Raw genomic sequence first — 12955 nt, 5'->3', positions numbered from 1 at the left:
GCTGGCGGCAGCTTGGGGAATTGTCTTTTTAACAGTATAATGGGGGTCACGTTAGTTCGCATGCGACATGGTTTTTAGTCTTATGATAACTTGCGTGTCTATTAGGAGAGAGCACATGCAAACAGAACAACGACACAACGCTTCGCTGAGCGCGGCGGTCGAACACGGAATTTGGTTGGCCGATTCGCAGGGCAGCGCAATCGCGTGGGCGTACATGCAAACGTACAAGGTGCCCAACGAAGCGATCCGTCGCGTGCTGGCGTATCCGGAGACCCGGCGCAAGAGCGACGCCATCCGCCGCCATCAGTAACTGGCTTGGCGCATAGCGCCAACCAAGTACGCAATACGACAAAAAACCCGCAGAGCCGATGGCGATGCGGGTTTTGTCTTTGGTAATGCTGTGTGAAGCGTATTCATGGTGCCGGGAGCCGGAATCGAACCGGCACGCCTTGCGGCGCGGGATTTTGAGTCCCGTGCGTCTACCTATTCCGCCATCCCGGCAACGCGACCCGCATTATCACTGATTTGCCCCGCAGCCGCAAGTCTTGATGCGCATTATTTGGTTTTCAAGCAAGTGGCCGCTCCGCCCGTCTCCCCCGCAATGCGTGCGACGCAGATCAAATCGCGTCCATCTTGTTTGGATGACCCCGCTTTTTTTGGTGCCACAATGGCTGCATGAACGACCTGCATATTCCTGCAAACCGTATAAACTTTAGTCAAGCACCGCAAGGGGGAGGGGGCCATGGAATTGTCCGATAGAGTAGATATGCTGGCCGCGCGCGTCGAAGCGCTGGCCGATCTGGTGAGCGCGGCGCATACCGAGCAGCTCGAATCCCACGGCGAGCAATTAGGCGATCAGGACGAGCGTCTGGCTGCGCTGGAGCGCGTGCTGCGCAGTCACGGTGAACTGGTCGGTGCGATGCGAAAGGAGGTCGCTGCGCTGACTGTCAAAGCGACGGTGCTCGACGAGCGCCTCACCGGACTGGCCTGGCGCTTGCAGACACTTGAACACGAGGTCTCGCTATTGCGTGCCGACATTGCGGGGCTTTCTGTCAGGGTCGACAATCTGACTGCCCGGGTTGATAAGGTTGACCAGAGGGTCGAGAGGGTCGACCAGCGGCTGGAAACTGTCGACCAACGTGTGGAAAGGGTCGATCAGCGGCTCGAAACTGTCGACCAACGTGTGGGAAAGGTCGACCAGCGGCTGGAAACTGTCGACCAACGTGTGGAAAGGGTCGATCAGCGGCTCGAAACTGTCGACCAACGTGTGGGAAAGGTCGACCAGCGGCTCGAAACGGTCGACCAACGTGTGGAAAGGGTCGATCAGCGCCTGGACAAGGTTGACCATCGGCTCGGCCGAGTCGAGCTCGTCGTGTGGCTTTTGGTCGCTGTCAACCTTAGCCAACTGGTGCTGGCCTTGTCCCAGGGCGTAAGCCGTTAGGCGGCCTTCAACAAGCGCTGCTGATGCTGTTGTTCCAGCAGCGCGAAGATGGCGTCCTTCGACAGCACATACTGATCCATCAGCACTTCCTTGAGCTCGCTGATCTGCTCGCGGTAGTCGTTGATCGATTGCAGGGTGTACGTGTAGAGCTCGTCCGCCTTGGCCTGCACCTGGTCAAGATCGTTTTCCTTGTTCTTGAATTGTGAATAGTCCAGCTTGGAGCGCGAGTACATCGACAGTTTGTTGACCATCATGTCGAGCATCGAGGTGGCCTTCTGGATGTCGTTCTGGCTGCCGACCGAAATGCCGCGCGCGCCGTAGAACAACTCCTCCGCCGCCACGCCGCCGTACAGCTGGATCACGTCGCGCTCCAGCTCCTCGAGCGTGCGCAGCGCGACGTCGTCCGACGCCGACAACACATAACCGAGCGCGCCGAGCTTGGACACCGACTCGGTGCTGATCTTGAGCAGCGGCGAACGTTGCTTCACCTCGGCCAGCGGCAGGCCCTCGCGCAGCCACGGATCGATTTGCATGAAGAAGTGGCCCAGCTCGTGCAGCGCGACGCGTTCGCGCTGGCGGGTCTTCTCGGCCGTGGTGGCGCGGTCGGTCAGGCCGATGGTGGCGCGCTCGAAGGCGCGGAACATCAGGTCGGTGTTGATGACGGTCTTTTCCTGGATGGCGAGCATGCTGGCGCGCTCGACCACCGTTTGCAACAGCGCCGGGCTGAGGTTGGCAGTGATCTCGGCCACGTGGTCGAGGTTGAGCGCATCCCAATCGACGCAACCGTGGGCCTTGCGCGACAGGAAGGAGCGCAGCAGTTCGCTGCGCTCGCCCTTGTTGGGCAGGCGAAAGTTGATCTTGACCGAGAAGCGGCGCAGCATCGCCTCGTCCATCTGCGAGGAGGCGTCGTCGAAGTTGGAGGCCACCACCCAGATCACGCCCTCGCCCTTGTCGCTGCGCACGCCGTCAAGCAAGCCCAGCAGCGTGTTGGCGGTGTCGTCTTCCCATTTCTTTTCGCCACGACCGCGCGGCATGAACAAGCCCTGCGCCTCGTCGAGGAAGATGATGCAGCTGCCGCGCGAGCAGGCCTTGCGGTGCAGCGCGTTCAAGGCCTTCGAGCCGCCGCCGATGTAGCCCGATTCGAGCGCCGAGGCCGACGCCTGGATCAGCGGGATATTCAGTTGCTTGGCCAGATAGCCGGCCAGCTTGGTCTTGCCGGTGCCGGCAGGGCCGGTGAGCATGACGTTGAACGGCTTGTCGATGTCGTGCTCGCGGTACACCGCGCGGTTGCGGATCATGTCTTCCAGGTGCAGCACTTCCTGTTTGATATCTTCCATGCCGATCAGGTCGTCCATATTGCCCTTGAGCTGGTCCGGATTGAGCACGGTGGCGCTGACGCCGCTCCCCGGGATGCCATGGCGCAGCATGAACAGCACCAGGCCGATTAGCAGGATATCGACCGCGTGGCGACGCAGGAAGCTGCCGGCGCGCGCCAGCTTGCTGTCCTCCTCGTCGACCAGCACCGCCTTGTGCGACGCCAGGTAATCCTCGCGCGCGATGGAATAAGGAATGTTATTGCGCAGCAGGACTTCGCGTTCCAGGCTCAGGTGCGAAGTGCTTGGCACCTTGATCACGCGCAGCATCGGGTCGCCCTTGAGCTTGAAGATATAGCGCGGCGCCTCCGACAGCGGCGCGGCCACCATCAGGTATTCGAGTTTCTCGCGCTGGGTCGCCAGCGCGGTGATCTGCGAGATGTCCTGCGAACGCATGATTGGGCCGGCGTCCTGCGGGACGTCGCTGCGCCAGCTGAACAGCGCTGCGGCGGCGACCGCCAGCAGCAGCAGCGCGGCGCGGACGTAGTTATTGCGTAGTGCGGATTGAAGTTTGTGAAGAGTAAACATATGCGCTATCCAACCTGGAGTGGGCAGCTGTGTGTCGGACTGGTGCGCGGGAGTAGGGCGCAGCAGCCGAGGCCGCCGTTGCCGGTGCGCGGTGTGGCGCAGCCGGGTGTTGCTAAGGGGTTATCGTGGGACGAATCTTGTGAAACTAACATGCCGTGCGGCAACTCGTCCTACGTGAACTATAGCGGCCCTTTTTCGTTTTGTCTCGCGTTTGGTCAACAAAAAAGCGTGTCGCGCAACAACCGGCGGCGCGCGGACCCCGTAGGTACGGGCTCGGCGGGACAGGGCTGGCGCCGATTCCGTTCGTCGCGATTATTTGCTTTTGACGCCCGCCGTTTTACCGCCCGTCGCAAACGCCGGATATTGGCGCCGGCTTTTGCTAATGTGATCACGTCAGCCGCTGAATAGCACATGCCAGCGGTGATCCCAGAGCAGTTAATCGAACCGACACGAACCGACAACCTTACGGAGCACACCATGAAAAACAACCTGTTCAGCATCGCCGCCGCCGCCGCCCTCGTCATGACCTCGCTGACCGCGATGTCCGCCGCCCACGCCGACGACAGCAGCGTCCAGATCAACGCCAAGCCCGCGCGCTACTACGTGACGCCAAGCGAGTTCGCCGATTTCAAAAACGCTTATCACTTGACCAACGGCCAGATCCTGCAGTTCACGCAGAACGGCAACCACTTCTTCGCCCAGCTCGACAAGGGCCAGCGCGTGCGCATTTTCGCCGCCTCGCCGACCGAGTTCGTCACCGACGCCGGCACCCGCATCATCTTCACCGAGCAGGGCGAAACGGTGGGCATCAACAACTTCGAGAAGCTGCCGATGGCCGCCAAGCTGCCTGCCAACACCATGATGATGGCGCGTCGTTAAGCCGGCCCGCGCCCGAATTTTTTGTTGACCCTTTAGTCGACCCGGCGGTACAGGCGGAAGCGCTCGGAGCGGTCCGCCGGGCGGCGACCGGCCCAGATCAATACCCACTCTTTGCCGCGATGCTGAGGCTGGATCTCGCGGTTGTCGCGCTGCTTGGTGCTGTCCTGCAGCAGCAATAGTGTGCAGCGCCCGCCTTCAACGCCGGCGAACGGCAGTTGCGCAAAGTAGGCGAACGAGGCGCGTTGCGCCGGCCCGACATTGGTCTCGATGCAATCGGCATCGGATGGAATTTTCTCGGCGATCTGGCGCGCCACGCCGGCGTAGCTCTTGCTGTAGTTGACGTCCGGCAGGAACAGGGTCATCAGCAAAATCCAGATCAGGATCACGCCGCCGGACGACAGCACCACGGCGCGCCACAGCACGGTCGGACGGCGCGACACGCGCCAGTGCACCAGCACGAACCAGCCAGCGGTGGCCAGCAGCGCCACCGGCACGGCGATCAATCCCACTTCCGGCGTGAAGCCCGGCACCAGTTTCAGGGCGTTCTTGGCGGCCTGCGCCGGCCAGCCGGTCAGCTTGGCGACCCAGAAAATCCAGATGATGGCCGCGCACAAGGTCAGCGCCATGACCGAAAACCAGTCGATGGCGTTGATGGCGCCGCGCTTCATCGTCAGCAGGCCGAAGGCGGCCATGACGGCCAGCGGCGGCAGCAGCACCAGCAACTGGCCTTGCTCGGGCGTCTCGGTCGACAAGCTCAACAGCGTACCCATGGTGACGAAGGCCAGCGGCACGACGATGTGCAGCGCCAGGCGCTGGCGGCGCCAGGCCCAGACGGCCCAGCCGGCGAACGGCCAGGCCGGCCAGAAGAACCAGACCCCGACGCGGAAGAAGTATTTGAAGGCGGCGAGGGTCGGCAGCGCGACCTGGTGCACGTTCCAGTTCATCCACGCCTGCAGCGGCTGCTGATGGTACGGGTGCAGCATTTCGGCCGGCACCAGCCAGATGGCGGCGACGGCGGCGGCCACCAGCAGCGCCAGGCCGAGGTCGCGCAGCGCGCGCAGCACCGGCTGGGCCAGCAGGCGGGTGCAGATGAACACAGCGAGCATCAGGAACACCGGCGTGACCCAGCCGCGCGTCAGCGTCAGCAGGCCGATGGCCAGGCCGCTGAGGGCCGCGTTGCGCAGCGACGGCGCCTCGACGTAACGCACGGTGCGGTACAGCATGAACGCCGTCAGCGACACCTGCAGTGCCTCGGAGGTGGTTTCGTGGCTGTGCAGCAGCAAGCCCAGGCAGCCGAGATAGATCAGGACGGCGGCGTCGGCCAAGGTGCGGCCGAAGTCGTCCGGCTCGGGCTGGCCGCCAAAGGCCAGGCGCAGCGGTTGCGCGTCCTGGCGGCGGCCGAGGTTGAAGGTGGCGAACCACAGCGACGACACGCCGGTCACGAAAATGGCCACGGTGCCGACGCGGGCGGCCATGACGTCGCCCAGCAGCCAGCCGAACAGCTTGATGCCGAGCGCGCCGATCCAGAACGCCAGCGGCCCCTCGTCGGGCATCGACAGGCCGGCGATATTGGGCCACAGCCAGTCCTGCCAAGTGCCGTGCGCCATCGTCCACATGATGCCGAAGCTGGCGGCATCGTCGTTCTTCCATGGCTCGCGGCCGATCAAACCGGGCAGGATATAAAGCAGGCCGAGGGCGAACAGGGCCCAGCGTGGCAGCGCCAGGGTGGCGGCGGCGGGAAGACGAACTGGCTTCATCGATCAGTGTGCAAATTGAGGTAACGGGAGTATGAAGGAAAACCGGCGACAGGCGATGCCGACAAACAAAAAAAGCAGCCAGAGGCTGCTTTTTTTGATCGCGGGAAGGAATTAACCTTGGGCGACTTGGGTCTTCGAACCGACGGCGCCGAATTTCTGGCGGAATTTCTCAACGCGGCCAGCGGTGTCGACGATTTTGTGCTTACCGGTGTAGAACGGGTGCGATTCAGCCGACACCTCGATTTTGACCAGCGGGTATTCTTTACCTTCGTGCTGGATCTTTTCGCGGGTCTGGATGGTCGAACGGGTGACGAATTTGAAGTCGCACGACAGATCGTGGAACACAACGTCGCGGTAGTCTGGATGGATTTCTGGTTTCATGTTGAAGCCTCGGTAAGTTTGGTAGCCAAACAGCACTTCGTCGGTCGATCCTGCTTCTTGACCCGATTGCCGATCACTTGCCAGTGGTTTATATAGTGCGACCGGGGATTATACAGCCGTAAACGGAAACAGGCAACCGAGGTTGCCTGTTTGTCATGATAGGGCTTCGTTTTCAATCCGCATCGCGCGGCGGTTACAACCGCTCGCAGCGAGGCGCCCCGACGCAGACAGTGCGAATAGCACGGCAAGGAGGGGCAACGAAGCTGTGGGCGGTTTTAACCGCCGCGCCGCATCATGTCGAAGAACTCACCGTTATTTTTAGTGGCCTTCATCTTGTCGAGGATGAACTCCATCGCTTCGATCTCGTCCATCGAGTACAGCAGCTTGCGCAGGATCCAGATCTTCTGCAGCTGGTCCGGCTTGATCAGCAGTTCCTCGCGGCGGGTGCCCGATTTGTTCAGGTTGATCGCCGGGTAGACGCGTTTTTCGGCCAGGCGGCGCTCCAGATGCACCTCCATGTTGCCGGTGCCCTTGAATTCCTCGAAGATCACGTCATCCATGCGCGAACCGGTCTCGATCAGCGCGGTGGCGATGATGGTCAGCGAACCGCCTTCCTCGATGTTACGGGCGGCGCCGAAGAAGCGCTTCGGACGTTGCAGCGCGTTGGCGTCGACACCACCGGTCAGCACCTTGCCCGAGGCAGGAATCACGGTGTTGTAGGCGCGCGCCAGGCGGGTGATCGAATCGAGCAGGATGATCACGTCTTTTTTCATTTCGACCAGGCGCTTGGCTTTTTCCAGCACCATCTCGGCGACCTGCACGTGGCGGGTGGCCGGCTCGTCGAAGGTCGAGGCGACCACTTCGCCGCGCACGGAGCGCTGCATCTCGGTCACTTCTTCCGGGCGCTCGTCGATCAGCAGGACGATCAGCGTGCAGTCCGGATGGTTGGCGGTGATGGCGTGGGCGATATGCTGCAGCACCACCGATTTACCGGATTTAGGCGACGCCACCAGCAGGCCGCGCTGGCCTTTGCCGATCGGCGCGATCAGATCGATGATGCGGCCGGTGATGTTTTCGCTGCCGTTGATGTCGCGCTCGAGGCGCAGCGGCTCGTTCGGGTGCAGCGGCGTCAGGTTCTCAAACAATATGCGGTGCTTCGACGCTTCCGGCGATTCGCCGTTGACCTTGTCGACCTTGACCAGCGCGAAATAGCGCTCGCCGTCCTTCGGGGTGCGCACTTCGCCCTCGATGGAGTCGCCGGTGTGCAGGTTGAAGCGGCGGATCTGCGACGGCGAGATGTAGATGTCGTCGGTCGAGGCCATGTAGCTGGCGTCCGGCGAGCGCAGGAAGCCGAAACCGTCCGGCAGCACTTCGAGGGCGCCGTCGCCGAAAATCTGTTCGCCGGTCTTGGCGCGCTTTTTCAGGATCGCGAACATCAGCTCCTGCTTGCGCAGACGCGCCGCGTTGTCGATATCAAGACCGATGGCCATCTCCAGCAATGCCGAGACGTGTAGGGCCTTTAATTCAGATAGATGCATATGTGTTGAGTGTCCCGTGACGGGAAAGTAAAGGTAGGGGAGGGAACTGCGTGGTGTTGTCTGTTTAATTATAAAACGGGCTGCGGTCTGGCCGGGCCATCGTTTTCTGCCTGGTAACCGACGGTGCCGCGGGCGCGGCGCCGTCGATGCAGGCAAATACTATCGTACTTAGATATTACTGTCGATGAAAGAAGTCAGTTGACCTTTTGCCATCGCGCCGACTTTTTGAGCGGCTGGAACGCCGTTCTTGAACAGGATCAGGGTCGGGATGCCGCGGATGCCGAACTTGGCAGGCACTGCCTGGTTCGAATCGACGTCCATCTTGGCGATCAGGATCTTGCCGTCGTATTCCTTGGCCACTTCTTCCAAAATCGGGGCGATGCTCTTGCAAGGACCGCACCATTCGGCCCAGAAGTCGACCAGCACGGGGCGGTCGGACTTCAGCACGTCGGCGTCAAAGGAAGTGTCGGTGATGTGTTTGATATTTTCGCTCATATATTCCTCAATCGAGGTCGGTGGGTCAATAACGCCTGGAGATTATGCCATGTTGTCCGCAATCGCCGTCAACGTTGCCGGTTACAGGCAACAGATGGAGGCCAATTGCGCGAATTCAATGTCTCGGATGGGATGGCAACAAGGTCGGCAGGCGGGGATGGCTGAAATAATAACCCATTTTTTAAAAATGTGCGGCAGATTGTCGAAAGCCCTCAATTGTCGTCGGCGAAGGTGGTGTTGTTCATGATTTGCTCGGTGATCTTTTCCAGCAGCGGCCACAGGGCGGCCAGCAGCGCCTGCGCCCTGGCGGCGCTGGCCGGATCGTCCAGCGGCAGCTCCTCGAGCTCGCGCAGCAGCTCGCCCATGCCCAGCGCGCCGACGGTGCGCGCCGGCGATTTCAGGCGGTGGCTCAGGTCGCGCACCGTCGTCATGTCGCCGCGCGCCAGCGCCGCCTCCATGCGGGTGATGACGTCCTGGCTGTTTTGCAGGAACTTGAAGGCGAACTTGCGCACCTTGTGCGGGTGGTAGCCCAGTAGTTTGGCCAGGATCGACAGGTCGATCACCGCAGGATCGCCGCCCAGCGTGGTCTTGAAGGCGGGACGCGACGCCGCCGCCGGCCGTTCGCGCGTGGTGTCGCGCTCGGGCAGCCAGTTGGCGATGGTCTGGTACATCAGCGCCGGCTGGATCGGCTTGGAGATGAAATCGTCCATGCCGGCCTCGATGCAGCGCACCCGGTCCTCGCTGGTGGCCGTCGCCGTCATCGCCAGCACGCGGATGTCGGCCAGGCGCGGGTCGGCGCGGATGCGGCGGGTCGCCTCCAGGCCGTCCATCAGCGGCATCTGCACGTCCATCAGCACGCAGTCGAAGGCGGTCTGGCGCAGCAGCTCGAGCGCCTCCATGCCGTTGGCGGCCAGGCACACCGAAGAGCCGACTTCCTCCAGCATCTCCAGCGCGATCTGCTGGTTGAAGGTATTGTCCTCGACCAGCAAGATGCGGGCGTTCTTGAGCGCGGCCATCACCGCCGCGCTGCGCGAGGACGCCAGCAGCTCGGCGGCGGCGTCCTTGACGCGGTCGATCAGCGCCGGCACGCTGGCGTTGGACACCCCCAGGCGCGCGGTGAACCAGAAGGTGCTGCCCAGGCCGGGCCGGCTGCGCACGCCGACCTCGCCGCCCATCAGCTGCGCCAGTTGCTTGCAGATCGACAGACCAAGACCGGTGCCGCCGTATTCGCGCGTGGTGGAGGTGTCGGCCTGCTGGAACGACTGGAACAGCTTTTCGATCTCGCCCTCGGACAGGCCGATGCCGCAGTCGCTGACCTCGAAGCGCAGCAGGCAGCCGGTGGCGTCGCCGACAACCTGGCGCACGCGCACGTCGATGCGGCCCTTTTCGCTGAACTTGATGGCGTTGTTGGTGTAGTTGATCAGCACCTGTCCGAGTCGCAGCGGGTCGCCGCGCAGCACCTTGGGCAGGGTCGGATCGAGGTCGAACACCAGTTCGAGCTCGCGGCTGGCGGCCTTGGGCGCGACCACCGTGGTCAGGGTCTGGATCACGTGTTCGAGCGCGAAGTCGACCTGCTCGATGGCCAGCTTGCCGGCCTCGATCTTGGAGATGTCCAGAATGTCGTCGATGATGCCGAGCAGGTGTTCGCCGGCGAAACGGATCTTTTCCAGGTAGTCGCGCTGGCGCGGATCGAGGTCGGTCTTGAGCGCCAGGTAGGCCATGCCGATCACGCCGTTCATCGGCGTGCGGATCTCGTGGCTCATATTGGCCAAAAACTGGCCCTTGGTCTGGTTGGCCTCCTCTGCCAGCTGGCGCGCCTGATCGAGTTCGCGGGTGCGCGTCGCCACGCGCTCCTCCAGATGCTCGTTCAATTCGCGCAGCGCGTCCTCGCCGCGTTTGCGGTCGGTGATGTCGGTCAGGCTGGCCACCACTAGCGGCACGGCGCCGCCCTGGTCGGGGATCGGCTCGGCGTTGATCGACAGCCAGTGCACCGCGCCGTCGGGCTGCACGATGCCCATCACCACGTCGCGCACCGACAGCCCGGTGACGATGGCCAGGCGCACCGGATGGCTGGCGGCGTCGAAGCGGGTGCCGTCCTCGCGCACCCCGCACCACAGCCGGCTGCCGCCACCGCCGCCCTGCTTGCCGCCGTCGGCGCCGGCGGACTCGATCGGCAGCGCGTGCGCCAGCATGCGCGCGGCGGCGGCGTTGCGCTCGAGGATGGCGCCGTTGCCGTCGACCATCACCAGGCCGTTGGTGACGGCGTTGAAGATCGACGCCAGGCGCTGGCTCGAGCCGCGCAGCGCGCCCTCGGCCTGGCGCCGCGCGGTGATATCGGTCAGCATGGCCAGGGTGCCGGCGTAGTGGCCGGCGTCGGAGTTGATGACGGTGGTCGACAGCAGGCACCAGACGGTGGTGCCGTCGCTGCGGCGGAAGCTGACATCGCCCTGGATCGCCTCGCCCGCCAGGCGCCGCTGCAGGTGGTGGTGCAGCTGCAGGCGGCCGTCGGCGTCCATGAAGTCGGTCATGGCGCGGCCCATGATTTGCTCGATGTCGTAATCGAGCATGCGCGCCATGGTCGGATTGACGAAGGTGGTGCGGTCGTCGGCATCGCTCATCCAGATGCCCTCGGCGGCGGTCTGCACGATCAGCCGGTAACGCTCGGAGCTGGCCTGCAGCGCCTCCTCGGCGCGCTGGCGCTGGGTCATGTCGCGCAGCGCCACGATCACCAGTTCCTGGCCGCCCAGCTCGACCTGGGAGATATGCACCATGGCCGGAAAGGTGCTGCCGTCGGCGCGGTGCGCGCTCAGCACCCGGCCCGGCAGGTTGGGGCGGGCGAACAGTTCCCGTCCGCGACCGTTGCTGCGCATCGCCTCGGGCGCCAGCTGGTCGACCGAGCGCCCGGCCATGTCGCCGTCGTAGCCGAAGCTGGCGGCGCAGGCCGGATTGGCGTGGCGTACGCGCCCGCTCTTGTCGGCGATCAGCACCGCGCCCGGCGTGGCGTCGACCACGGCGCACAGGCGCGCCTGCTCGGCGGCCGCGCGGTCGCTGATGTCGGCCAGCGTGCCGACCGCGCGCAGCGGCCTGCCGGCGGCGTCGCGCTCGACCACCATGCCGCGCATGAGCACCCATTTCCAGGCGCCGCTCTTGCAGCGCATGCGGTGCTCGCTGCTGATCTGGACGTTGGCGTCGGTGGCGCCCAGGCAGTCCTGGATGGCGCGGTCGACCTGCGCCAGGTCGTCGTGATGGACATGGCCGCGCCACTGTTCGATCGACTGCGCGAACGGCCGCGCAAGCGGCGGCGCCGGGGTGACACTCTGATCGCCGCCGTCATAGCCAAGCAGTTCGCAATAGCGCGCCGACAGTTTCAGCGCGCCGCTGTCGATGCGCCATTCCCATGTGCCGGCGCCGGAACCTTCGAGCGCCAGGCCGGCGAAGCGTTCGGCGCTGTTTTGTTCGGCGCGCGCGGCGGACAGCGCGGCCGATTGTTTGCGCAGGCGCCAGGCGCCGCCCACGGCCACCAACAGCAGCAGCGCGCCGAGCGCGTAGCCGCCGTAGCGCAGCAGCCGGTTCGATCCCTGCGGCTGGTACAGGAAACCGTCGAGCGTGAAGCCGGCCGGCAGCATGCCTTGCTGGGCGTAGGCGCGGGCGATGGCGCGCCAGCGTTCCGGGTTGCTGTATCCCGGTTCGATCAGGTCCTGCTCCAGCAGCGCGGCGATCTGGCGCGCCTCGAACATCAGCAGCTCGCGGTTGTTGCGTTGCGGGTAGCGGGCGCGTATCAGGTCGGCGATTTCGCCCTGGTGGGCCATGGCGTAGCGCCAGCCGCGCAGGGTCGCCTCGCGCACGGCCCGCGCGCGCGCCGGGTGCTCACGCAATTCGCTTTCGGTGGTGTAGAGCACGTCGCCGTAAAAATCGAGGCCGATGGTGCGCGGCGACTGGATCTCGTACGACAGGTTGGTGCGTTCGAGGACGAACGGCGCCTCGGTGGTATAGACCGACATGGCGTCGACGCGGCCCTGCAGCAGGTCGTCGTAGTTATGGGTGTGGGCGAGCAGGGACGCGCCGTCGCTGGGCACCCCCAGCTTTTTCAGGTAGACGGTCAGTTCTTCGTTGTTCGGTGCAAGCATGACGCGGCTGCCGGCCCAGGGGCGAGGTTTGCCGTCGGGGCCATGGCGCACCAGCAGCGCGGCGGCGGAATGCTGGAAGATCGAGGCCAGCACCACCACCGGCTGGCCGGCGGCGCGCGCCAGCAGCAAGCCGGTGTTGCCGACGCCGTACTGGGCAATGCCGGCGGCGACGTTTTGTAGCGGGTCGCTGCCGGGCACCGCCTCGGCCAGCGTGACATCGAGGCCGGCGTCGCGATAATAGCCCTGGTCCTGGGCGGCGTAGTAGCCGGCGAACTGGAATTGGTGCCGCCATTTGAGCTGGATGGTGACTTTTTCCGCCGCGTGCGCGCCGGGGATCGCGCAAGCGAGCAGCAGGACGAGCGCCGCCATCCGGCGCGGCAAACGGCGCCAGGAACTCGGGAGAACGCGCGGACGGCTGTGCGGCAAGAGCTTTTCC

Annotated in this window: 9 protein-coding genes and 1 tRNA gene; 3 read left to right on the top strand and 7 right to left on the bottom strand. The window is 64.1% G+C overall.

The window, feature by feature from the left end; all coding sequences use genetic code 11:
- Positions 1-115 precede the first annotated feature (115 nt).
- On the top strand, positions 116-310 hold the full coding sequence (locus ACZ0BA_RS19345) for a hypothetical protein (RefSeq protein WP_463452822.1): 195 nt from the start codon (positions 116-118) through the stop codon (positions 308-310).
- Between the two features lie 106 nt (positions 311-416).
- On the opposite strand, the gene ACZ0BA_RS19340 is transcribed toward ACZ0BA_RS19345, so the two are convergent.
- Positions 417-501, bottom strand: a tRNA-Leu gene (locus tag ACZ0BA_RS19340).
- Between the two features lie 241 nt (positions 502-742).
- Here ACZ0BA_RS19340 and ACZ0BA_RS19335 point away from each other — a divergent pair.
- Positions 743-1441, top strand: a complete 699-nt coding sequence (locus tag ACZ0BA_RS19335) for a hypothetical protein (RefSeq protein ID WP_463452821.1) — start codon at positions 743-745, stop codon at positions 1439-1441.
- Here the strand turns inward: ACZ0BA_RS19335 and ACZ0BA_RS19330 are convergent.
- Complete coding sequence (locus tag ACZ0BA_RS19330; RefSeq protein WP_463452820.1) at positions 1438-3342, bottom strand: AAA family ATPase; 1905 nt, start codon at positions 3340-3342, stop codon at positions 1438-1440. The two genes, ACZ0BA_RS19335 and ACZ0BA_RS19330, sit on opposite strands and share 4 nt — an antisense overlap.
- A 477-nt stretch (positions 3343-3819) precedes the next feature.
- On the opposite strand from ACZ0BA_RS19330, the gene ACZ0BA_RS19325 reads away from it, so the two are divergent.
- Positions 3820-4221, top strand: a complete 402-nt coding sequence (locus ACZ0BA_RS19325) for a gel scht (RefSeq protein WP_463452819.1) — start codon at positions 3820-3822, stop codon at positions 4219-4221.
- A 32-nt stretch (positions 4222-4253) separates the two neighbouring features.
- On the opposite strand, the gene ACZ0BA_RS19320 is transcribed toward ACZ0BA_RS19325, so the two are convergent.
- From ACZ0BA_RS19320 to ACZ0BA_RS19300, 5 genes are all read right to left on the bottom strand, one after another.
- Positions 4254-5978, bottom strand: coding sequence for an ArnT family glycosyltransferase (locus ACZ0BA_RS19320; RefSeq protein WP_463452818.1), 1725 nt, complete (start codon positions 5976-5978; stop codon positions 4254-4256).
- Between the two features lie 111 nt (positions 5979-6089).
- Positions 6090-6359, bottom strand: a complete 270-nt coding sequence (locus ACZ0BA_RS19315; RefSeq protein ID WP_463452817.1) for a type B 50S ribosomal protein L31 — start codon at positions 6357-6359, stop codon at positions 6090-6092.
- A gap of 275 nt (positions 6360-6634) precedes the next feature.
- Complete coding sequence (rho, locus tag ACZ0BA_RS19310; protein WP_315395426.1) at positions 6635-7897, bottom strand: transcription termination factor Rho; 1263 nt, start codon at positions 7895-7897, stop codon at positions 6635-6637.
- A gap of 168 nt (positions 7898-8065) precedes the next feature.
- Positions 8066-8392 (bottom strand): thioredoxin TrxA, encoded by a 327-nt coding sequence (trxA, locus tag ACZ0BA_RS19305; protein WP_090317452.1) that lies wholly within the window; start codon positions 8390-8392, stop codon positions 8066-8068.
- A gap of 212 nt (positions 8393-8604) precedes the next feature.
- Positions 8605-12888, bottom strand: a complete 4284-nt coding sequence (locus ACZ0BA_RS19300) for a PAS domain S-box protein (RefSeq protein WP_463452816.1) — start codon at positions 12886-12888, stop codon at positions 8605-8607.
- Between the last annotated feature and the right edge of the window lie 67 nt (positions 12889-12955).

The sequence above is a fragment of the Duganella sp. AC917 genome, from assembly GCF_979258245.1.
This window is presented reverse-complemented; position numbering and strand designations above follow the sequence as displayed.

Bases quoted from the DNA above. Each gene is read 5' to 3' on its own strand.
- ACZ0BA_RS19345 (WP_463452822.1), top strand. From the start codon at position 116: ATGCAAACAGAACAACGACACAACGCTTCGCTGAGCGCGGCGGTCGAA.
- ACZ0BA_RS19335 (WP_463452821.1), top strand. From the start codon at position 743: ATGGAATTGTCCGATAGAGTAGATATGCTGGCCGCGCGCGTCGAAGCG.
- ACZ0BA_RS19330 (WP_463452820.1), bottom strand. From the start codon at position 3,342: ATGTTTACTCTTCACAAACTTCAATCCGCACTACGCAATAACTACGTC.
- ACZ0BA_RS19325 (WP_463452819.1), top strand. From the start codon at position 3,820: ATGAAAAACAACCTGTTCAGCATCGCCGCCGCCGCCGCCCTCGTCATG.
- ACZ0BA_RS19320 (WP_463452818.1), bottom strand. From the start codon at position 5,978: ATGAAGCCAGTTCGTCTTCCCGCCGCCGCCACCCTGGCGCTGCCACGC.
- ACZ0BA_RS19315 (WP_463452817.1), bottom strand. From the start codon at position 6,359: ATGAAACCAGAAATCCATCCAGACTACCGCGACGTTGTGTTCCACGAT.
- rho (WP_315395426.1), bottom strand. From the start codon at position 7,897: ATGCATCTATCTGAATTAAAGGCCCTACACGTCTCGGCATTGCTGGAG.
- trxA (WP_090317452.1), bottom strand. From the start codon at position 8,392: ATGAGCGAAAATATCAAACACATCACCGACACTTCCTTTGACGCCGAC.
- ACZ0BA_RS19300 (WP_463452816.1), bottom strand. From the start codon at position 12,888: ATGGCGGCGCTCGTCCTGCTGCTCGCTTGCGCGATCCCCGGCGCGCAC.